20 protein-coding genes are annotated in these 22,189 nt (G+C 58.7%); 15 read left to right on the top strand and 5 right to left on the bottom strand.

Annotation, left to right across the window (positions count from 1 at the left end):
- The first annotated feature begins 153 nt into the window (after positions 1-153).
- Positions 154-1,119: a glycosyltransferase family 2 protein gene (locus ACFSE1_RS14650; protein ID WP_377402887.1), complete on the top strand. Its 966-nt coding sequence runs from the start codon at positions 154-156 to the stop codon at positions 1,117-1,119.
- A gap of 49 nt (positions 1,120-1,168) precedes the next feature.
- Positions 1,169-2,137, top strand: coding sequence for a polysaccharide pyruvyl transferase family protein (locus ACFSE1_RS14645; protein WP_377402885.1), 969 nt, complete (start codon positions 1,169-1,171; stop codon positions 2,135-2,137).
- On the opposite strand, the gene ACFSE1_RS14640 is transcribed toward ACFSE1_RS14645, so the two are convergent.
- Both ACFSE1_RS14640 and ACFSE1_RS14635 read right to left on the bottom strand, forming a co-directional pair.
- Entirely contained in the window at positions 2,128-3,141 is a 1,014-nt protein-coding gene (locus ACFSE1_RS14640; protein ID WP_377402883.1) for a glycosyltransferase family 2 protein, read from the bottom strand. The two genes, ACFSE1_RS14645 and ACFSE1_RS14640, sit on opposite strands and share 10 nt — an antisense overlap.
- Before the next feature lie 77 nt (positions 3,142-3,218).
- The gene (locus ACFSE1_RS14635; RefSeq protein WP_377402881.1) at positions 3,219-3,512 is read right to left on the bottom strand and encodes an exopolysaccharide production repressor protein; all 294 of its coding nucleotides are present in this window, start codon (positions 3,510-3,512) and stop codon (positions 3,219-3,221) included.
- Positions 3,513-4,183: 671 nt separating this feature from the next.
- Between ACFSE1_RS14635 and ACFSE1_RS14630 the strand changes: the two genes are divergently transcribed.
- The 3 genes from ACFSE1_RS14630 to ACFSE1_RS14620 all read left to right on the top strand — a co-directional run bounded on the left by ACFSE1_RS14630 (position 4,184) and on the right by ACFSE1_RS14620 (position 7,531).
- Positions 4,184-4,864, top strand: a complete 681-nt coding sequence (locus tag ACFSE1_RS14630) for a sugar transferase (RefSeq protein ID WP_377402879.1) — start codon at positions 4,184-4,186, stop codon at positions 4,862-4,864.
- A 129-nt stretch (positions 4,865-4,993) separates the two neighbouring features.
- Positions 4,994-6,253 carry a polysaccharide biosynthesis/export family protein gene (locus tag ACFSE1_RS14625; RefSeq protein WP_377402877.1) on the top strand — a complete coding sequence of 420 codons (1,260 nt, stop codon included), beginning with the start codon at positions 4,994-4,996 and terminating at the stop codon, positions 6,251-6,253.
- Positions 6,254-6,259: 6 nt separating this feature from the next.
- Positions 6,260-7,531: an O-antigen ligase family protein gene (locus ACFSE1_RS14620; protein ID WP_377402875.1), complete on the top strand. Its 1,272-nt coding sequence runs from the start codon at positions 6,260-6,262 to the stop codon at positions 7,529-7,531.
- 14 nt (positions 7,532-7,545) lie between these two features.
- Here the strand turns inward: ACFSE1_RS14620 and ACFSE1_RS14615 are convergent, their stop codons facing one another.
- From ACFSE1_RS14615 to ACFSE1_RS14605, 3 genes are all read right to left on the bottom strand, one after another.
- Entirely contained in the window at positions 7,546-7,977 is a 432-nt protein-coding gene (locus ACFSE1_RS14615; RefSeq protein ID WP_377402873.1) for a DUF4112 domain-containing protein, read from the bottom strand.
- Positions 7,978-8,075: 98 nt separating this feature from the next.
- Positions 8,076-9,608, bottom strand: a complete 1,533-nt coding sequence (locus ACFSE1_RS14610; RefSeq protein WP_377402871.1) for a UxaA family hydrolase — start codon at positions 9,606-9,608, stop codon at positions 8,076-8,078.
- Between the two features lie 42 nt (positions 9,609-9,650).
- Positions 9,651-10,346 carry a FadR/GntR family transcriptional regulator gene (locus tag ACFSE1_RS14605; protein ID WP_377402869.1) on the bottom strand — a complete coding sequence of 232 codons (696 nt, stop codon included), beginning with the start codon at positions 10,344-10,346 and terminating at the stop codon, positions 9,651-9,653.
- A gap of 228 nt (positions 10,347-10,574) precedes the next feature.
- Here ACFSE1_RS14605 and ACFSE1_RS14600 point away from each other — a divergent pair, with 228 nt between their 5' ends.
- The 10 genes from ACFSE1_RS14600 (at position 10,575) to ACFSE1_RS14555 (ending at position 22,189) form a co-directional block, all read left to right on the top strand.
- Entirely contained in the window at positions 10,575-12,170 is a 1,596-nt protein-coding gene (locus ACFSE1_RS14600) for a sugar ABC transporter ATP-binding protein (RefSeq protein WP_377402867.1), read from the top strand.
- A gap of 9 nt (positions 12,171-12,179) precedes the next feature.
- A complete protein-coding gene (locus ACFSE1_RS14595; RefSeq protein ID WP_377402865.1) occupies positions 12,180-13,199 on the top strand; it encodes an ABC transporter permease in 1,020 nt (339 codons plus the stop codon).
- Between the two features lie 95 nt (positions 13,200-13,294).
- On the top strand, positions 13,295-14,236 hold the full coding sequence (locus tag ACFSE1_RS14590) for an ABC transporter substrate-binding protein (RefSeq protein ID WP_377402863.1): 942 nt from the start codon (positions 13,295-13,297) through the stop codon (positions 14,234-14,236).
- Positions 14,237-14,303: 67 nt separating this feature from the next.
- Entirely contained in the window at positions 14,304-15,317 is a 1,014-nt protein-coding gene (locus ACFSE1_RS14585) for an aldo/keto reductase (RefSeq protein ID WP_377402861.1), read from the top strand.
- A 2-nt stretch (positions 15,318-15,319) separates the two neighbouring features.
- Positions 15,320-16,141, top strand: coding sequence for an amidohydrolase family protein (locus tag ACFSE1_RS14580; protein WP_377402859.1), 822 nt, complete (start codon positions 15,320-15,322; stop codon positions 16,139-16,141).
- 4 nt (positions 16,142-16,145) lie between these two features.
- Positions 16,146-17,153 (top strand): zinc-binding alcohol dehydrogenase family protein, encoded by a 1,008-nt coding sequence (locus ACFSE1_RS14575; protein ID WP_377402857.1) that lies wholly within the window; start codon positions 16,146-16,148, stop codon positions 17,151-17,153.
- A 116-nt stretch (positions 17,154-17,269) separates the two neighbouring features.
- Positions 17,270-18,001, top strand: a complete 732-nt coding sequence (locus ACFSE1_RS14570; RefSeq protein ID WP_377402855.1) for an SDR family oxidoreductase — start codon at positions 17,270-17,272, stop codon at positions 17,999-18,001.
- A gap of 22 nt (positions 18,002-18,023) precedes the next feature.
- Positions 18,024-18,869 carry a fumarylacetoacetate hydrolase family protein gene (locus ACFSE1_RS14565; protein ID WP_377402853.1) on the top strand — a complete coding sequence of 282 codons (846 nt, stop codon included), beginning with the start codon at positions 18,024-18,026 and terminating at the stop codon, positions 18,867-18,869.
- Between the two features lie 35 nt (positions 18,870-18,904).
- Entirely contained in the window at positions 18,905-20,230 is a 1,326-nt protein-coding gene (locus ACFSE1_RS14560; protein ID WP_377402850.1) for an L-fuconate dehydratase, read from the top strand.
- A gap of 183 nt (positions 20,231-20,413) precedes the next feature.
- Positions 20,414-22,189 (top strand): N-acetylglutaminylglutamine amidotransferase, encoded by a 1,776-nt coding sequence (locus ACFSE1_RS14555; RefSeq protein WP_377402847.1) that lies wholly within the window; start codon positions 20,414-20,416, stop codon positions 22,187-22,189.

Genomic DNA, 22,189 nt, shown 5'->3' with positions numbered 1-22,189 from the left:
AGTGCAAAATCCGGCCCAATTTGCATCCGATAATGTGATGATGAATCCGAATTTGCAGCTGCAAGCCATCTGGCCCGGCTGCCATCCTGTTGAATGACACGGCACGTTTTGCCGCCACCATGCGCCCGCGGGCGCTGATCTTAGGGGATCCGCATGGCGACAGTCACTGTTATCATACCGTTCTACCAGCGCGAGGCCGGGGTGCTCACCCGCGCTCTCCGCTCCATCTTCGCGCAGACCTATACCGATTGGAATGTGATCGTGGTGGACGATGCCTCCCCGCTGCCGGGTAAGCAGGAGCTTGCAACGCTGCAGGCCGATGAGCGCAGCAAGATCCGCCTCATCACGCAGGAAAACGCAGGGCCGGGCGGTGCCCGTAACACCGGCCTGGACAATATCGAGGCCGATACACGCTACATCGCCTTCCTCGATTCCGATGACATCTGGCTTCCGAGCCATCTGGAAAACGCCGTTCACGCCATGACAACGCTGAACGCCGATTGCTACTGGGCCTCCATGCAGGCGGATGAGGATTTCTATTATCATTTCGGCATGCGGGAACTGGAGAAGGAACCGGGCGCGACACGCCTAATGGAGACGCCTCTTGTTCTGGAGGTGCCGGATCTGGCCAGCGTGATGCTGAAGAACTGGAGCTTCCTGCATCTCTCCTGCATGTTGCTCGGACGCCCGGTCTTCGAGAGGGTGCGGTTTGAGCCGACACTCAGGCTTGCGGCGGAAGATGTGCTCTTCTTCTGCGACAGCATTCTGGCCGCCAGACGACCGATCCTCTGCGACGATGCGGGTGCGGGCCGCGGGCGCGGCATCAACATCTTCCACGGCATCGACAATCAGTCGCCGCAATTTCTCAAGCAGCAGTTCAACACCTGGGTCGCGCTCGATCGATTGGAAAAGCGGTTCGCCGCAAGGCCGGACGATATTGCCTCCATCACCTCCTACAAGGATACCGCCCGGCGGCAGGCGCTCTGGAGCCAGGCGGGGCTGGTACGCAGGCGAAAAGTACCAGACCTTTCCATGCTGGCCAAATGGGTCCTACGGGATCCGGGGCTGATCAAGGCTGCCTTCCAATTGGGCGCGGGCAAGCTGAAGCCTGCCTCATGAAAATGCCGATGACCGGACACCCTTCAAACAACAAGCTTAAGGACAGGATATGAAGCCCTATTACTGGGAATCCCATCACGGCAATTTCGGTGACGACCTGAACCTTTGGCTGTGGGATGCCTTGCTGCCAGGTCTGCGGGACAGCCACGACGATGTTCTGCTTGTCGGCGTCGGCACGGTTTTGAACCCGGCACTGCTTCCCTCCGGCACGCGCAAGCTGGTCGTGGGCAGCGGTTATGGCTACGGCACGCCTCCCGACATTTCGGATCGGAGCGAATGGGATGTCCGCGCCGTACGCGGGCCGCTCACGGCCGCCAAACTGGGACTGCCGGAAGAGATGGGCATTATCGATCCGGCGGTCATGGTTACGGACATGGATGAGTTCCGCAACCTGCCCAAGCGGTATGCCCGCACATTTGTGCCGCACTGGGAATCCGCTGAGTTCGGTATCTGGAAAGAAGCCTGCGAGCTGGCGGGCCTGACCTACCTCGATCCGCGCGGCGAGGCGAAGTCGGTGATCAAGGCCATTGCCCAATCGGAACTGATCGTGGCCGAATCCATGCACGGGGCCATTCTGGCAGATGCATTCCGTGTGCCGTGGATTGCGATTTCCACCTCGCGCCAGATCAACAGCTTCAAATGGTCCGATTGGGCCAGCACCGTTGGCGCAACCTACGCCCCCCGCTTCGTGCCAGTCACCACCCGGGCAGAGGCTGTGCGCAAGAAATCGCGCTTCTGGGGAATTGATTTCAGCCAGGCAACGGCAGGCACAGCAGCCGGTGCGCATGTGCAAGGCTCATCGGGAACCGCTGCAACAGCCTTGGCCGAGCCCCCTGCCCCACCCGTCAAGCTGGGCGGTTTGAAGGGCATGGCCAAACAGGTTCTGGCTGCGCCCTCCACCCTGGCGCTGTGGCAAGCAAGCCGTGCCGAGCCCCAACTTTCGCCCGACGGGCGTCTGGAGGAGCGCAAGGAGCGCTTCACCAGCGTGATTGAAGGCATACGTCGCGACTATTTCTGAGCCACCGGAACACCGGGCAGAAGATAGCGCAATTGGCCAGCCGGAACCGGGCTTTCCGTTTCCGGCTTCTTCATCCGTGCTTCCAGCTTGTCGCCCAGAACACCGGTGGCAACCGCCGGAATGGCCGCCGGACGGGCGCTTAGGTGCTGAAACACCGCCTTCATGCCGCCGCTGGCCTTCGCATCCAGCGCCGCCCGCAGCTCATACTTCCCCTTGATGTGCCGTTCATGCTTCAGCACCACCGCCTTCTGCTCCGGCGTCAACAGGCGCGGGGCAAGCCGCACTGCGCGTTCGGCCTCGTAAAGCCTGCGAAGATCTTCGGTGCGATGGCGACCGCTGAGCGAATCGGCACGCACCACAGCCGCATAACCGCAGTGATCGATCACCTTGTAGCGCGCACCATGCGCCAGCGCCCGCAGATAGAGATCGTAATCCTCGCCAAGCCTTAAACCCTCATTGTAGCGAAGGCCATGGCGGTCGAGGAATTCACGGCGCATGACCGGCTTCAAGAAACCGATCTCTCCGCGGCGCATACCCCGGCGAGAGATATTGCCCTCCACGAACTCCACAAGCGTCAGGCGTCGACTGCGCGCATGGAAGCGTTCCGGCTGCACCGGCTCGGAGGGATCGTGATGGATGAAGCCGATATTGTCCGCGATCAGATCCCAGTTCACCTGCGCAAGCATGGGCGCAAAGCGACCGGGAAAGAAGAAATCATCCGCATCCAGAATACCGATGAATGGGGAGGTCGATGCTTCGATCGCTGCATTGCGTGCGGCAGAGGGGCCGCGGTTCTGGTCAAAACGAATGACCTTCAGCCGACCGCTGCCATCATCGGCAGCACGGGCAACACCGCTGGTGTCGTCGGAAGATCCATCGTCAACCACGACGACTTCGGCCACCGCCTTTTCCTGCAGCGCCGATGCAATGGCCTTGGCAATGGTATCGCCGGAATCCTTTGCGGCGATGATGATGCAAACATCCGCCTCTGCCGAACCTGTCATTCGAGCCTCCGTGGGTCGTTCAAGAACGCCCCATGAAACCTAGGATATTGGCCAGGATATGGAAGTCTGAATCTTTATCAGGAACGGTCGCCGATATGCAGCTTCGAAGCAGGGTTTGCATGAAGGTCGTCGCCCCGAACGGCCTCAGGCCCACGCGGCTGGGACGCTGCATCGCCCAAGTTCTTCTGCCGATCAACCTGCTCGCGCCGAACAAGAAAGACCACGCAGGCAAAATAACCGAGCTGGAGAATCACCGCACAAAGCGCAGTTTGCCAGAGTGTCGTGAACGACGAAGCAGTTCGAAAGTAAGTGGCCCCAGCAAAAACGACCAATACGGCGGCCATGCTGACCAAGGCGCGGGGTCCGTACATCATGATCCTCCAGAAAGCGCCCGATGCAGAAGTATTCACCCGACGCGTTCTTGTTGCTCGCTCCGGCACAACATCGCATACCGTAACGCCTGTATATCCACTAACATATTTATAGCCTGTATGACCATGAATAATTGGTAATCCGGCAACCGGGGGGCTGGCCGCGCCCTGCCCAGCTTCCGCCGCATTCAGGAGAGGATGCCGCCAGGACGGGTATCCGCCGTCTCGTCATTGCCATTAACGCGATCAAAATTTGTTACATAGAAATCGATTGAAATGCCTGCTTGTTTGCGATGCAGCATAAGCATCGCAGCGCACAAGTTTGAACCACCGGCATGGGCTTGTCATGCAAAACATGAGTGGTTGACAGAAATGTTACCGGAGAAATCCGATGGATTTTTGCACGTTCACTGATTTATAAAAGGTGATATCTCTAAAACATCTTAAGTTCACCAGCACGAATACATAATATAATGTTAGGTTGCGGTCATACTTTACATGGAGACCGAGTAGTATCCGCGCGCACCACATTCGGGAAACCGGCCACTTATGCCGCTTGTAACGATCCTGGCGGAAAAAATGACTGGCAACAAATTCCGAACACACAATTATTATCCCATGAAAGACGCCGAAAGGCACCGACCACTCGCAACAGCAATGGAGTTCTCTCTATGAAGTCCGCGACACGATCGGCAGGTTCGCCGCTCAACTCGACCGATGAAATGCAGCTCGCATTTCCAACAGGCGGTCTTGCGAAGAGGAGTTTTGACGTCACGGCAGCGGTGCTTGCCCTGATCGTCTTCAGCCCCCTCTTTCTCATGATCATGGCCTTGGTGAAGTTCACCGATGGAGGCAGCGTTTTCTACGGCCACAAACGCGTCGGCCACAACGGGCGCTATTTCAAGTGCCTCAAATTCCGCACCATGGTGCCCAACGGCGATGAGGTGCTGCGCCGGCATCTGGCCAGCAATCCGGAAGCCGCAGAAGAATGGCGAGCGACCCGCAAGCTGAAGAACGATCCGCGTGTCACCGCCGTCGGCACGGTGCTGCGCAAGCTGAGCCTGGATGAACTGCCGCAGCTCATCAACATCATCCGCGGCGACATGAGCGTTGTCGGCCCACGCCCTGTGGTGGACGAGGAGCTGACGCTCTACGACAATTTCGCCGTCTATTACCTGAGAACGCGACCCGGCCTCACCGGCCTGTGGCAGATCAGCGGACGCAACGACGTGTCCTACGAAACCCGCATCGCCTTCGATACCCAATATGTGCAGAACTGGTCGCTCCGCACCGACTTTGCCATCATCGTCAAGACCATTCCCGCCGTTTGCCTGTCACGGGGCAGCTACTAAGCGCCCCGTCTTCCCCTCGCAAAATATCTTGGCTGCCTGACAAGTGCAGTTATCCATTCAGTGAATCAGTGAACCAAACGCCAGTTGAGCATTTTCAACCGGCTTCAGTCTGTCTTTTGAGGAGCGTCCATGCCGGCACGAGTCAAAACGTCCACTTTGCGTATCACGCAGCGGGCATCCGTCGCCTTCGCGCTTGGAATTTCGCTGCTCGCAACTCCGCTTCTTGCAGCAGAAGACTACCGGCTGGGCGTGATGGACAAGATCCATGTTCGCGTTGCGGGCTGGGAACCGACCGAAGGCACAATGCAGAACTGGGAAGCTCTCAGTGGTGACTATACGGTCGGACCATCGGGCGCCGTCTCCCTGCCCTTCATTGGCAGCATCGAGGCCAGCGGCAAAACGCCGGAGGAGATGGCAAAGGAAATCGCCGGGAAGCTGCAGCAGCAGCTGGCTCTGCGCTCTCAACCCTCCGCCTCTGTCGAAATTGCGCAATATCGCCCGATCTTTCTCGCGGGCGATGTTAACACCCCCGGATCCTATCCCTTCGCACCCAATCTGACGGTTTTGAAGGCTGTCAGCCTGGGGGGCGGCCTTCGCCGCTCGGAATCCGGCCAGCGTTTCGCGCGTGACTTCATCAACGCGCAAGGCGACATGGTTGTTTACGACTCCGAACGCGCCCGCCTGATTGCCCGCCATGCCCGCCTGCAGACGGAGATGGAGGGAAGCGCCGAGATCAAGATGCCGAAAGAGCTGGAAAAGGTACCGAACGCTGCGGAACTCATCCGCAGCGAAGCGGCCTTGATGAAGCAGCGACGCGACCGCTACGATCTTCAATTGAAGACCTTGGCCGATCTGAAATCGCTGCTGCAAACGGAAGTGGAATCGCTTCAGAAGAAGAGCGAAACCCAAAATCGCCAGCTGGAAATCGTCCAGAAGGACCGCGATAAGGTGCGCGGCCTGAGTGAACAGGGTCTGGCGCTCAGCTCCCGAATGATTTCCGCCGAAGAGCGCACTGCCGATATCCAGACGCAGCTTCTCGATATCGACACCAACATCCTGCGTGCAAAGCAACAGATCTCCCAGGCAAACCAGGACGAGATCAATCTCCGCAACGATTGGGAAGCCCGGCGGGCAAAGGAAATGCAGGACACGGAAGCCGAGCTTGAAAAGCTCAATCTGCAGATCACCACCAGCAGGCAACTGATGGGGGAAGCCATGTCACAATCTGCAGAAGCCCTGAAATTCGACCCCAGCGGCCGCGCGACCAATATCAAATACGCAATCGTTCGGGATGAGGGAGACGGTCCGAAGGAAATTGCGGCGGATGAAACGACACCGGTGCAGCCTGGCGATGTCATCAAGGTAACATCCGAACTTCTGATGCAGTGATCCATTATGAAGATTGCCAAGGCCAGCCTGATCGATCCGGATCGGAATGCCGTCTACGCGACGGCAGCCGTGGCGCTCTCCTTTTTTGTCTTCGCCTATTCCAGCCGTTTCGGGCAAATCTCCATCCTTGCCTATTACGGCCTCTGGCTGCCTCTGGTGCTGGTGGATTACAGGCGTGTGCTCGGACATCCCGGCCGCAGTCTCTGGATCTTTGCCTTTGCCATGCTCTGCTTCCTGTCGAGCTTCTGGTCAGCAGCGCCCGGTGTCTCGTTTCGCGCATCGATCCAGTATCTGACGCATGTGTTATGCGCCTTGATTATCTTGCGCACGGTCAGCGTTCCGACACTGGTCAAGGGCGCCTTGATCGGCTGCCTCATCGTGCTCGTCTATTCCAAGCTCTTTGGCTATTACGCCTATGATCCGATGGACGGTACCTACAGCTTCGTGGGCGCCTTCTCCTCAAAGAACCAGCTTGGCTTTTATGCCTCGCTCGGGCTGCTGTTTACCTATTGCGCGGTGATGGTGCTGAAACTGCCCCTCCTGTGGCTCGGCATTGCCGGCGTAACAGGTGCGCTTTCGGGCTATTCGATCTTTGCCTCGCAGTCTGCCACCTCGGTTTTGACCACATTTGCAATTCTTGCCGCCGTTCTAGGCTTGCAGGTTCTGTGCCGCCTCACGCCCAATATCCGCAAGCTGATCTTTTTCGGCGGGCTCATCATCGCTGTTCTCGGAATCAATGCAGCCCTTGCGGGCGGCGCTGCGGATGCAATCCTTGGCCTCTTCGGCAAGGATTCCACCCTGACAGGGCGCACCTATCTATGGGCGCAGGGCATGGAGGCTGCGCGCATGCATCCGGCCTTCGGCATCGGTTATCAGGCCTATTGGGTAAAGGGCTTTGCGGATGCAGAGCGGCTGTGGGAGGCTTTCTACATCACATCCCGCAGCGGCTTCCATTTCCACAACACCTATATCGAAACCACGGTGGAAACCGGGTTCGTGGGCCTGCTCATTCTGATCGTGACACTTCTCACGCCGCTTTTCGTCAACCTGAAGCGAATTCTGCATGATGCGAGAAACCCGGAAGCCAAGGTGATGTTCGCCATTTCGGCGCTGCTGCTCGTGCGCTCATTCGTGGAGATCGACGTGATATTCCCCTATCAGGTCGGCTCGTTTCTGATGTTCTTCGCCGCCGGGCAGATCAGCCTCAGAAGGCGGTCGATCCCGCTCAACCCGATTGCCATGCGCGACATCCAGGCACATCGCGTGCGGCTGGCGTGATCTTCGACGATAGGTCAGAAAGTGCGCGCAGCTTTCAGCTCCTCACCGTCCAGGCCGAAATGGTCGAGGATCATCTGCACATTGCGACGATGGGACTTGAAATAGAGGTCGAACACATCGCCCAGCAGCGGAACGCTGCCGAGAACCGCATCCATTCCAACATTCCCGGCCATCTGCGCCAGCTTTTGCGGCGGTAGGCCCAGGCGCCGCGCCTCGTTGATGATATAGGCTCCAATCAGGGCACCGCTGGCATCACCAATCACCGGCACAAGACCCAGCACGGAATCCGCGCCAAAGCGCACGCCGAGAAAGGGAAAACGGATCGCCGTGTCCATCAGCCGCGCAAGCCGGACAAGGCGCGCAATGCGTCTCAATCGGTCCGCATCCAGCGCCTCACCACCCGCACCCGCATACCGGTTCCAATCTCGCGCACCAGCATGAACCATCACCAGTCTCCGCCTTTTCCGCTGCCTTATGCAGCTAATTCAGAGATGGGGAGGTACACCGCCCGATGCAATGGAACATGCCGGAAAGCATCCGTTCTTCAGGTAACGGCACCGACCTGCCACGGCACAAATTCGTTATCGCCATAATCATAGATCTCGCTCAGCGTCTTCTGGCCGGAAGCCACCGCGAGGATATGCTCAAAAATCCGCTCGCCGGATTGCTCAATGGTCTCATCGCCGGTGACAATACCACCGCAGTTGAGATCCATGTCCTCCTTCATGTGCTCGTACATCTCGGTATTGGTGGCAATCTTGATGCAGGGGGCAGGCTTGAAGCCGGAGACGGAGCCACGCCCGGTGGTGAAACAGATGACATTACAGCCCCCTGCCACCTGCCCCGTCACCGCGACCGGATCGTAACCCGGCGTGTCCATGAAGACGAAACCCGGCTCTGTTACTGCTTCAGCGAATTCGTAAACCGCCTTCAGCGGCATAGAGCCTCCCTTGGCCACCGCCCCCAGCGACTTTTCCAAAATTGTGGTCAGGCCACCGAGCTTGTTGCCGTGGGAGGGATTGTTGTTCAGCTCGTCGCCGTTGCGCGCGGTATAGTCTCGCCACCAGTCGATCCGGTCGAGCAGCTTTTGCGCTACGGCAGGCGTGACGGCACGCCGCGTCAAAAGATGCTCTGCCCCATAGATTTCCGGCGTTTCGGAGAGCACGGTCGTTCCGCCATGACGAACGATCAGGTCCGACGCATGGCCCAGCGCCGGATTGGCGGAAATGCCGGAATAGCCATCCGAGCCACCGCATTCCAGCGCCACCTTCAATTTGGACAAAGGCTGCGGCGTGCGGCGTGCCGCATTCACCGTGGGCAGCATTTCCTTGACGATCTCGATTGCCGCATCGATGGTCTTCTTGGTGCCGCCATATTGCTGGATGGTCATGGTGCGCAGGCGCTCCCCCTCCTCCATCCGGTAGTGTTCGAGGATCGGGCCGATCTGGTTTGTTTCGCAGCCAAGTCCGATCATCAGGATGCCGCCGAAATTCGGATGCCGCGCATAGCCCTGGATGGTGCGGATCAACAGGCGATAGCCTTCCGATTTGTTGTTGAGCGCGCAGCCGCCGCCATGGGTCAAGGCCACCACGCCATCGATATTGTCAAAACCGTCGAGGCCACCCATGCGGTTGAAATAACCCGCGATGTAGCGGGACACCGTGGCGGAACAGTTGACCGAGGAGATGATGCCGATAAAGTTGCGCGTACCGGCACCGCCGATGCCGCGATCAAACCCCATGAAGGTGCGGCGCTGCTCTGGCGGCAGCATGCCTTTCTCTTCGATATCGACGCAGAACTGATGCTCATGCTCGGACGGCAGCATGGCCAGATTGTGCAGATGCACATGGGCACCGGCCTCGATATCCTGCGTGGCCAGACCAATGATCTGGCCGTATTTGCGCACCTCTTGACCTTGCGGGATTGGGCGCACCGCGACCTTGTGCCCGCGCGGGATCTGCGTCGAGGCAATCAGTCCCGGCAAACCCGTTGCGCCACCGGCAGGAATGGCGCGCCGTGCCACGGCAACATCATCGATCTCATTCAGAAGAATGACGGGTGAAACAGTATCCAGCATAGGTACCTCCTCCCCGGAGGAATGTTTTGTTTGATGTCTTGTTCAGCGCGGTTCGCTATCCAGCCAGCGACGGCGAGATTCATCCAGATGCGCATGCATCCGGGCTTGTGCCAGCAGCGGATCGCGCGCTTCCAGGGCGGCATAGATTGCCTCATGTTCGCCAAGCGCCAGACCCCAGGTATCGGGCGTCTCGAAATGCTCGCGCAACTGGGTCGAGATGGGGCTGTGGCGCTCGTCGAAAAGTTCGCCGACAAGACGGGTGAGAACACTGTTTCCCGCCTGCAGGGCAATCGTCAGATGAAACTGCCTGTCCTGCTCGACCGGCTTCCTGCCCTCGGCAATCTCCTGACGCATGGCATCCAGCACCTGCCGGATGGCCTTTAAACCTTCCGGCGTCATGCGGGCGCAGGCAGAGACGACAACGGCCCCCTCAAGCGCCGAGCGCGCTTCCATCAGCTCGACAGGACTCTCTCCAATCGATCCGGAACCGCCGCTCTTGCGGTCGGCCGTGGCAACCACATAGATGCCGGAGCCCATGCGGATTTCCACCGTCCCATCGATCTCGAGCGCAATCAGCGCCTCACGCAAGGAAGGCCGCGAGACACCCAGCTGCTGGGCAAGCTCCCGTTCCGCCGGAAGCCTCTGCCCCAGACGGAAATCTCCCGTCTGGATCAGGGCGCGGATCTGGTCTGCCACCTGCTGATAGAGCCGCCGCTCGTTCGTTCTAAACCCGTTCATGGCAACCTTTCGCCCATCTGGCCTTACCATAACGACAGACTGATAAACTGGCAAGACCAGTAAAACAGCGCATTTCCGGGCATTTCCGGCAAGAAATGGCGTAATATGAAAGGACACGCATAAATTGGCTTGACCACTTTGGTCAGGCCGCCTACCAATATCGCCGTCGCTGGGGTGGAGCTTGTGCGACAGGGCGCGGGACCGTAAGCGCGAGGAGGAAGAACATCCATGACAGAGGCTCTCAGCCTTCACGCTGGACAGACCGATGCTGGCAATGGCCAGACACTCCATGCTTCGCAAGCAGTCCTGGTTCTTGAGAACATCCGCAAGGAATTTCCAAGCGTCGTGGCGCTGGCGGATGTGAGTTTTGATTTGCGCCCTGGCGAAGTCCATGCGGTCTGCGGCGAAAACGGGGCTGGCAAATCCACCCTGATGAAGATCATCAGCGGCGTCTACGCGCCGACTTCGGGCCGTATCCTTTATAAGGGAGAGGAGCGCCAGTTCTCGACGCCGCTTGAGGCGGAGCGGCTCGGCATTGCCATCATCCATCAGGAACTCAATCTCGTTCCGCATCTGACGGTGGCGGAAAACATCTATCTTGCCCGCGAACCCCGCAAGGGCTTTCTGGTGGACCGCAAGAAGCTGAAGGCGGATGCTGAGGCCTGTCTTACCCGGCTTGGCATGCAGATTTCGCCCGATACGCTGGTGCGCCAGCTTTCCGTCGCCCAATGCCAGATGGTCGAAATCGCCAAGGCGCTATCGCTCAATGCCGAAGTGCTCATCATGGATGAGCCAACCTCCTCGCTGACAGAGCAGGAAACCCGGCTGCTGTTCAAGGTCATCCATGACCTGAAGGCGTCCGGCGTCGGCATTGTCTATATCTCTCACCGTCTGGATGAGATGGCCGAAATTGTTGACCGGGTAACCGTGTTGCGTGACGGGCGCTATGTTGCGACCAATGATTTTGCCGCGACCAGCGTGGATGACATCGTTGCAAAAATGGTTGGCAGGTCGCTCGAAGAGAAGTTCCCGGAGCGAACATCGACCCCGAGCGAGGAGGTTCTTTTCCGCGCCGAAGGTCTCACAAGACACGGTGTCTTCAACACTATCAGCTTCACGCTTCGTCGGGGCGAAATCCTTGGCTTTGCCGGGTTGATGGGCGCTGGCCGCACCGAGGTTGCGCGCGCAATTTTTGGCGCGGACCCGCTGGATGCCGGCACCGTCTGGCTCGGCGAGAAGCAATTGTCGATCTCCTCGCCGCGCGATGCCATCGCGGCTGGCCTTGCCTACCTCTCGGAAGACCGGAAGGCGCAGGGCCTCGCGATCAAAATGCCGGTCGATGCCAATATGACGCTTGCCAACATGGAAGAAGTGTCCAATCGCTTCGGCCTTATCAACTTCCGCAAGCATGCGCAGGCAGCCAAGGATTATGTGGATCTTCTGAACGTCAAGACGCCCTCGATCAAGCAGCCGGTCCGGCTTCTCTCCGGCGGCAATCAGCAGAAGATCATTATCGGCAAGTGGCTGTTCCGCAAATCACGCATTATCTTCTTCGATGAGCCGACACGCGGCATCGATGTCGGCGCGAAATTCGCCATCTACAAGATCATGGACGAGCTGGCGCGTGAGGGCATCGGCGTCGTTCTCATCAGCTCCGAACTTCCTGAAATCCTTGGCATGACCGACCGCGTTGCCGTGTTCCACAACGGCAGAATTACCGGAATTCTGGAAACGGCCCGCACCAGTCAGGAAGAAATCATGCGCTACGCCTCGGGTTATGGCCCAACCACACATAACCCCAGCACAAACAAAATGCCGAATTGAGGTTAGACTATGAGTGCACCCATTGAGCCCAAGAGCGGACGCCTGACCGACCGGCAGAAGGATATCATCCAGAAATTTGCAGCCCTTGGCAGCCTGTTTGTCCTTGTTGCCGTCTTCTCGCTGACCAGCAGTGCCTTCTTCACCGTCAACAACGGCATGACGATTGCGCTTCAGGTGACCTCGATCGCGCTGCTCGGCATTGGCGCCACCTGCGTCATCATCACGGGCGGCATCGATCTGTCCGTGGGTTCGGTTCTCGCTCTGGCGGGTGTGGTTGCAGCCCTTTGTGTGAAAGAGCTGGGCTTTCCCGTGCCGCTTGCCATGCTGGTTGGCATTCTCACCGGCTCTGCCTGCGGCCTGATCAACGGCATTCTCGTAACCCGCATGAAGCTGCCGCCTTTCATCGCAACGCTCGGCATGATGCTGATAGCGCGTGGTGTCGCACTTCAGATCACGGGGGCACGCGCGGTATCCGGTCTTGGCGAAAGCTTCGGCGTCCTCGGCAATGGCTCGCTTTTCCGCGTGGTCACCATTGGCGATGACGGCTTTCCGAATGTCGTGTTTCCAGGCATCCCTTACCCGGTCATCCTGATGATCGTCATCGCGATTGCGGTTTCCTTCATGCTGAACCGCTCGGTGCTTGGCCGTCACATTTATTCCGTTGGCTCCAACATTGAGGCCGCCCGGCTTTCCGGCGTCAATGTCGCCCGCGTGACCACCTTTACCTACGTGCTTTCGGGAACGCTGGCCGGCCTCACGGGCTGCGTGCTGATGTCCCGCCTGGTGACCGCCCAGCCAAACGAGGGCGTGATGTACGAACTGGATGCAATTGCCAGCGCCGTTATTGGCGGCACCTCGCTGATCGGTGGCGTGGGCACGATTTCCGGCACGGCCATCGGTGCCTTCGTCATCGGCATCCTGCGCAACGGACTCAACATGAACGGCGTCTCCGCCTTCACACAGCAGATCATCATCGGCCTCGTCATTCTGGTCACCGTCTGGATCGACCAGTTGCGCAACCGCCGCTGAAGAAGGGTGCGGACCTTTATCCGCAACAAATCGGGAGCGGGGAGCTCCCTCGAAACCGCCAATGGAGGACGGTTTCGACCAGAGGAGGATGGGAAATGAAAAAGCTCGCAACTGCGCTACTGGCATCGGCACTCGTGTTGTGCGCGGCACAGACACAGGCCGCAGAAATCGCGGTCATCGTCAAAACCGTCAATTCCACCTTCTGGCAAAACGTCCAGAAGGGCGCGGATGCCGCCATGAAGGAAGTCGGCGATGGCAATACCATGACCTTCCAGGGTCCAGCAGCGGAATCGGCTATCGCCGATCAGGTCAACATGGTCGAAAACGCCGTGAACCGTGGCGTGGCTGGCATTGTTCTCGCACCGTCTGACCCGGACGCGCTGATTCCTGCCGTCAAGAAGGCATGGGAAGCCCGCATTCCAGTCGTCATCATCGATTCCATGCTGTCCAAGGGTGCTGAGCAATATTACCAGTCCTTCCTCGCCACCGATAACCGCAAGGCGGGTGAACTGGCTGCAAAGGCACTGATCGACAAGGTTGGCAAGGAAGGCAAGATCGCCGTCATGTCCTATGTGGCGGGTGCTGGTTCGGAAATCGGTCGCGTCGGCGGCTTCACCGATTATGTGAAGGCAAATTCCAAGCTCCAGATCGTTGGTCCTTTCTACTCCCAGTCCCAGATGGCAACCGCTCTGAACCAGACCACGGACGTTCTGGCCGCCAATTCCGATCTCAAGGGCCTGTTCGGTGCCAATGAGCCAACCGCCATCGGCATGGGCCGCGCCATCAAGGAAGCTGGAAAGTCCGGCAAGGTCGTTGCCGTTGGCTTCGACGGCAACGAAGACCTTCAGGGCTTTGTGAAGGATGGAACGCTTGCCGCCATCGCGGTTCAGGGCTCCTTCCAGATGGGTGAACTGGGCGTAAAGACCGTTTCCAAGCTCATGAAGAAGGAAAAGGTCGAGAAGTTCGTCGATACCGGCGTTGTCATTGTCACCAAGGACAATATCGACAAGCCGGAAGCCAAGAACGTTCTCTACTGATCCTCCCGCTCAAGGACACGCGGCAGCGCGTGTCCTCATCTCTTCCCTTAGGCAAGGCAGGTTTTTCATGAAGGTCACCGATACCCGCACCCACGCACGCACCGGCGTTTCCCTCACCAGAATGGGGCTTGGCTGCGCCCAGATGGGCAATCTCTATCGTGTAACGCCTTATGAGGAATCTGCCGGCGCCTTCCGCGCCTCGTGGGATGCTGGCATTCGCTACTTCGATACAGCGCCCTATTACGGCTTCACCCGATCCGAGCGGCGTCTCGGCACGATGCTGACAGATCATCCGCGCCAAGATTATGTGGTCAGCACCAAGGTTGGACGGGTGATGACACCGGATGAAACCGTTGGTCCGCAAGAGGAAGGCTATGTCGAGCCTCTGCCCTTCCGCCCGATCTATGATTACACGCATGATGGCATCATGCGGTCTTTCGAGGCCAGCCAGCAGCGACTGGGTCTTCTCAAGCCCGACATTCTCTACATCCATGACATTGGCCGCGTCACCCATGGCGAGAAGCATGAGCATTACTGGTCGCAACTGACCAAAGGGGGTGGCTTCAGGGCTCTCGTGGCCTTGCGGGACCAGGGTTTGACGAAAGCCATTGGCCTTGGTGTGAACGAATGGGAAATCATTCGGGACGCAATGCAGGTCTGCCAGATCGATATCTGCATGCTGGCCGGGCGTTATACGCTTCTCGAGCAAGAAAGCCTCGCCTTCATGGATGATTGCGCCAGACAGGGCGTCGGCATTGTGATCGCGGGGGCCTTCAATTCCGGCATTCTGGCGGGGAACAAGAAGTTCAACTATGCCGATGCACCTGCCGATATTCTGGCCCGCGTCGATGCCTTGCGAACCGCCTGCGAGGAAGAGGGCGTAACGCTTCAGGCCGCAGCCCTTCAGTTTCCGCTGGCGCATCCGGCAGCTCTCACCATCGTGTCCGGGGCGCGCAATGCCGATCAGCTTTCCGCCAATGCCGCCTGGTTCGAGGAAGACATCCCTGCCTCCTTCTGGCAGAAGCTGCAGGCCCGTGGCCTGATCGCAGACGGCGCACCTCTTCCGGCACACGGTGGCTGACCATGCCCGTCATCGATGCCCATCAGCACTTCTGGAAACTGGCCGATCGCATTGGCGAATGGCCACCTGCGGAGCTTGCCGCCATTCACCGTGACTTCGAGCCCGCCGATCTGAAGCCGCTGCTTGACGCCGCTGGCATTGATGGAACCGTTCTGGTGCAGACCATGGAGCGCGAGGCGGACACGGTTTACATGCTCTCGCTCGCCGGGAAGCACGATTTCATTCACGGCGTCGTCGGCTGGACTGACCTGAAGGCGAAGGATGCCGTTCAGAAAGTAGCGGCCCTTTCACACTATCCGAAGCTCAAGGGCTTGCGCCCCATGCTGCAGGGCATGAGCGATATTGACTGGATATGCGATGAGGCGATCGATCCCGCCATCGCGGCCATGATTGACCACGACCTTGCCTTCGACGCGCTGATCCTGCCGCCGCAATTGGCGCAAATCCATGAGTTTGCAAATCGCCATTCGCAACTTCGCATCGTCATCGACCATGCCGCGAAGCCCTACATAGCCGAGGGAAAGATCAGCGAGTGGCGTAGCGGAATGAAGGCTTTGAGCCTTCTGCCAAACGTCTTTTGCAAGCTCTCTGGTCTGCTGACGGAGGCCGGCGAGCAGAAACCGCAGGCGGTTCGCCCCTATGCGGAAACCATTCTGGAGCTGTTTGGCCCTGCCCGCACCCTCTGGGGCAGTGATTGGCCGGTGCTGAGGCTCGCGGGGGATTATCAAAGCTGGTTTAACCAGTGCTGCGAGATCGTGCCGAGCGAGCATCACGGTGCCGTCTTCGGCCAGAATGCCATCCATTTCTATCACCTGAACGGATAATGCCATGCTGACGATTGTATGCGATACACCGGGAGCGCTGACCGCCACGAAGCGCGAAAAGCCCGTGCCGGGTCCGGGCGAGGCACTTGTGCGGGTCCAGCGCATTGGCGTTTGCGGCACCGATCTGCACATATTCACCGGCAACCAGCCCTACCTCTCCTATCCGCGCGTCATGGGCCATGAACTGGCTGCAACCGTGATGGAACCGGCACAGAACAGCCGCTTTCAGCCGGGCGACAATGTGTCTGTCATCCCCTATATCTCCTGCGGAACCTGCGATGCCTGCAGAAAGGGGCGCACCAATTGCTGCCGCAATATCGGCGTGCTGGGCGTTCACCGCGATGGCGGCATGACCGAATATCTCTGCCTGCCGGAGCAATTCCTCATCAAGGCGGATGGCCTCTCACTCGATCAGGCGGCCATGGTGGAATTTCTGGCAATCGGTGCACATGCGGTGCGTCGCGCTGGCCTGAAGGGTGGCGAAAAGGTGCTGATCGCAGGTGCGGGGCCAATTGGTTTGGCGGTAGCGATTTTCGCCAAGCTCGAAGGGTCAGAGGTAACGCTGATCGATGGGCGGCAGGACCGTCTGGACTTTGCGCGGACTCATCTGGGCATTTCATCTGCCGTCATTGTGGGCGACGGTGATCGCGAGCAACTTTCAGACATTACCGACGGCAATTTCTTCGACGCGGTCTTTGATGCCACAGGCAATCCGAAAGCCATCGAACGCGGCTTCGGCTTTGTCGCCCATGCGGGAACCTATGTTCTCGTCTCCATCGTCGCCTCCGATATCACCTTCAACGATCCTGAATTTCACAAGCGCGAAACGACGCTTCTCGGCAGCCGCAACGCAACGGTTTCCGATTTCGAATATGTCATGGCCGCCATGCGCGCCGGAGATGTGCCGGATGCGTTGATCACGCACAGGATGAGCCTTTCGGAGGTGCCGGAACGCTTTGCCGGACTGACGAACCCTGCCGCAGGCGTGGTGAAAGCCATGATCAGCGTGTGACGGATTAAAGCCTGACTGACCTTGTATTTGACGAGACAAACCGAAATTCTTCAGCCGCCGCTTGAACAGCAATGCGGCACCGAAAAACCGGGTAAACACCGGGAAATGAGGATGAAATGGCAGATTTAACAGGAAAAGCGGTGCTGATCACCGCCGCCGGTCAGGGCATTGGCCGGGCAAGCGCCATCGCCTTTGCCAAGGCGGGCGCGAAGGTTTACGCCACCGATATCAACGAGACAGCCCTTTCCGAGCTTCCAAAACTGGAAGGGCTTCATACTGCACGCTTGGACGTTCTGGACGAAAGCGCAGTCAACACATTCGTCGCCTCGATAGGACCGGTGGATGTGCTGTTTAACTGCGCCGGCGTCGTTCACGGCGGCTCCATTCTGGAGATGAAGGACAGCGATCTGGATTTCGCCATGGACCTCAACGTCAAGGCGATGATCCGCACCATTCGTGCGGTATTGCCCGGCATGATCGAGCGTCGGGATGGCTCCATCATCAACATGTCGTCGGTCGCATCCAGCATCAAAGGTGTGCCGAACCGCTTCGCCTATGGCGTCAGCAAGGCTGCGGTCATTGGTCTGACCAAGGCAGTCGCGGCCGATTATGTGGCACACAATATTCGCTGCAATGCCATATGCCCCGGCACGGTGGATAGCCCTTCATTGCAGGAGCGTTTGCGCGCGCAAGGGGATTATGAGAAGGCCCGTGCCGCCTTCGTTGCCCGCCAGCCGATTGGCCGATTGGGCGAACCGGAAGAGATTGCCGACCTCGCCGTCTATCTTGCGGGCGCCACTTATACGTCAGGCCAGGCCATCGCCATCGATGGCGGCTGGACCATCTGATTTTCTGAAAGGACTTAACATCATGAAACTGCTTCGCTACGGCGCACCCGGTTCCGAACGCCCTGCCCTTCTCGATGCCGATGGCAAGATCCGCGATATTTCCGCCCATGTGAGCGATCTTTCCGGTGCAGCGCTCGACCCGCAGAACCTGGCAAAATTCGCAGCGCTTGACCTGTCCTCTTTGCCGGAAGTGTCCAGCAGCGAGCGTCTCGGCCCCTGCGTTGCCAATACCGGCAAATTCATCTGCATCGGCCTTAACTATTCCGATCACGCTGCCGAATCCGGCATGGCGGTTCCGCCAGAGCCAGTCATCTTCATGAAGGCAAGCTCCGCCATTTGCGGCCCGAACGATGATGTTCTGATCCCGCGCGGCTCGGAAAAGACAGACTGGGAAGTCGAGCTTGGCATCGTTATCGGCAAGACGGCAAAGTATGTGTCTGAAGCGGACGCCATGGATTACGTGGCGGGCTATTGCGTCAGCCACGATGTTTCCGAGCGCGCTTTCCAGACAGAACGCTCCGGCCAGTGGACCAAGGGCAAATCCTGCGACACCTTCGGACCCATCGGCCCATGGCTGGTGACGAAGGACGAAGTTGCCGATCCGCAGAACCTTAACATGTGGCTGAAGGTGAACGGCGAAACCATGCAGAACGGCACCACTGCCACCATGGTTTACGGTGTTGCCTTCCTCGTATCCTACCTCAGCCAGTTCATGTCGCTTCATCCGGGCGATGTCATCTCCACCGGCACCCCTCCGGGTGTGGGCATGGGCATGAAGCCGCCGCGTTACCTCAAAGCCGGTGACGTGGTTGAGCTTGGCATTGAAGGCCTTGGTACGCAGAAGCAAACCTTCCGCGCCGATACGTAAATCAACCAGATACATAGACTGCCGGAGCAAAGAGCATGGCCAAGATTACCGACATGCGGATCATCGATCTGCGGTTTCCGACCTCGCAAAGCCTTGATGGCTCCGATGCCATGAACCCGGACCCGGATTATTCGGCAGCCTATGTCATTCTGGAAACGGATGTGCCCGGTCTTGCCGGGCACGGCCTCACCTTCACAATCGGGCGCGGGAACGACATTTGCTGCATGGCCATTGATGCCATGCGCCATCTGGTCGTCGGCACCGATCTTGAGGTGGTGAAGGCACATCCCGGCAAGTTCTGGCGCCATTTGACCGGTGACAGCCAGTTGCGCTGGATTGGACCGGACAAAGGTGCCATGCATTTGGCAACCGGTGCCGTCGTCAACGCCTTCTGGGATCTTCTGGCCAAGCAGGCGGGCAAACCGGTCTGGAGGCTGGTAGCCGACATGTCGCCAGAGGAAATCGCCGACATCATCGATTATCGCTATCTCACCGACGCCCTCACCCGTGATGAGGCCATCGCCATTCTGCGCGCTGCAGAAACCGGCAAAGCAGAGCGTATCGCAACACTCGAGGCGGAAGGCTATGCCTGCTACACCACCTCTGCCGGATGGCTGGGCTATGATGACGACAAGCTGCGCCGCCTTTGCCAGGAAGCCATCGATGCTGGCTTCAACCATGTGAAGATGAAGGTTGGCCGCGATCTGGAAGACGATATCCGCCGCCTCACCATTGCCCGCGAAGTCATCGGCCCTGATCGTTACCTGATGATCGATGCCAATCAGGTCTGGGAAGTGGATCAGGCCATTGATTGGGTCAAGCAGCTTTCCTTCTGCAAGCCCTTCTTCATTGAAGAGCCGACAAGCCCGGACGATGTGGCTGGCCACCGCAAGATCCGTCAGGCCATTGCACCCGTGAAGGTGGCCACTGGCGAAATGTGCCAGAACCGCATCATGTTCAAGCAGTTCATCGCCGAAGGTGCCATCGATGTGGTGCAGATCGACAGTTGCCGCATGGGCGGATTGAATGAAGTTCTCGCCGTTCTGCTGATTGCTGCCAAATACAAGCTACCCGTCTGGCCCCATGCCGGTGGCGTTGGACTTTGCGAATATGTGCAGCATCTTTCCATGATCGATTATGTGGCGGTGTCCGGCACGAAGGATGGTCGCGTGATCGAATATGTCGATCATCTGCATGAGCACTTCCTGGAACCCTGCCGCATTGAAAACGCCGCCTACATGCCGCCGAAGCAGCCCGGCTTCTCCATTGAGATGAAGCCGGAAACGCTGGAGCGCTTTGCCTTTGCGCCTGTCAAGGGAAGTACAGGCGAGGCACGGCCGGGACTGAGCCGGACTGGCTGACACAGGTCGTGGATTAGGAATAGCACATTTTCCAATACCGATTTTGTTCCAGAAAAATCGCAACCATTCAGCAACTCTCTCGTTTCGTTCTCTGTGCAGGTTCGCTTGATCGCGGGCCTGCCTTTCCTTTGTCCGGTGTTTCCGGGCCAAAATGAATGAAGACAGCGAGGTAGAAGCAGAACAGTGTGTGGCATTAGCGGAGAAATTCGGTTCGACGGCACCCAGCCATCCCCCATGGTCCAGGCTCGCATGATGGAGGCCATTGCGCCGCGCGGGCCAGACGGTTCAGGTCTCGTCATTCATGGTTCAACCGCATTGGCGCACAGGCGCCTTTCAATCATTGATCTTTCCGAAAAAGCCCGCCAGCCCATGGTCGATGGCGAGTTGGGGCTGACGATTGCCTTCAACGGCTGCATCTACAATTACCCGGAATTGCGGGCCGAACTGGAAGGCAAAGGCTATCGCTTCTTCTCCCACGGGGATACGGAAGTCATCCTGAAAGCCTGGGCCGCCTGGGGAACGGAATGCGTGAAGCGCTTCCACGGCATGTTCGCCTTCGTGATTCACGAACGGGACACGAACCGGGTGGTGATGGCCCGAGACCGCTTCGGCATCAAGCCGCTGTACCTCGCAAAGGTAGGCAAAGCCATCCGCTTTGCATCCACGCTTCCAGCGCTTGTACGGGGTGGCGATATCGACACTTCCATCGACCGCACTGCCCTTCACCATTACATGACATTCCACGCCGTGGTGCCGCCGCCGCGCACCATCTTGAATGGCGTGAAGAAGCTGCCGCCCGCCACCATTCGCGTGATTGAGCCGGATGGAACCGAGCGCGACGAGCGCTACTGGAACCCGCCCTACCAGCGCGATCCGGCCATGGCCGGGATGAGCCGCGACGATTGGCGCGATGCGGTTCTGGATGCACTTCGCCTTGCCGTGAAACGCCGGACCGTTGCCGATGTGCCGGTTGGTGTTCTGCTGTCCGGCGGCGTCGATTCCAGCATCATCACGGGGCTTCTGGCCGAACAGGGGCAGAATGACCTGATGACCTTTTCCGTCGGCTTTGAAGAGGCCAATGGCGAAAAGGGCGATGAGTTCGTCTATTCGGATCTGATCGCCAAGCATTTCGGCACCGATCACCACAAGATCTTCGTGCCGTCCGATCAGTTGATGCAGGCGCTGCCCGGCGTCATTTCCGCCATGTCGGAACCCATGGTCTCCTATGACAATGTGGGCTTCTATCTGCTGGCCAAGGAAGTCTCGAAGCACATCCGCGTCGTGCAATCCGGCCAGGGTGCCGATGAAGTGTTCGGCGGTTATCACTGGTATCCGCCCCTTGGCAACTCCACGGATGTGGTGGGCGATTATGCCCGCGTCTTCTTCGACCGCAACCACGAAACCCTCAAGTCTCAGCTGGGCGAGGACTGGATTGCCGATCACGATGCGAGCCTCGACCTTGTGCGCCGCCACCTGATGCAGAGCGGAGCCGATACGCCGATCGATGCTGCCCTTCGGCTCGACAGTCAGGTCATGCTGGTGGATGATCCGGTCAAGCGCGTCGATAACATGACCATGGCTTGGGGTCTGGAAGCCCGTGTGCCTTTCCTCGATCATGAACTGGTTGAACTGGCCGCCAAGGTGCCGCCGGAATTCAAGCTGCATGATGGCGGCAAGGGCGTGCTGAAGGATGCCGCGCGTCTGGTGGTGCCGCATGAGGTGATCGACCGCAAGAAGGGCTATTTCCCCGTCCCGCAGCTGAAATATGTCGACGGTCCTTACCTTGAGATGGTTCGCGATGCGCTGTCCTCTCAGGCGGCCAAGGAACGCGGCATCTTCCGCCAGAGCTATCTGGATGAGCTTTTTGCGCATCCTTCGGATCACATCACCCCCTTGCAGGGTTCTGAACTCTGGCAGGTTGGCCTGCTGGAAATGTGGTTGCAGGCGCAAGGCGTTTGA

Source organism: Affinirhizobium helianthi, assembly GCF_042680945.1.
GTDB lineage: Bacteria > Pseudomonadota > Alphaproteobacteria > Rhizobiales > Rhizobiaceae > Neorhizobium > Neorhizobium helianthi.
Note: the sequence above shows the minus strand (reverse complement) of the source record. Positions and strands in the feature narration are given on the sequence as shown.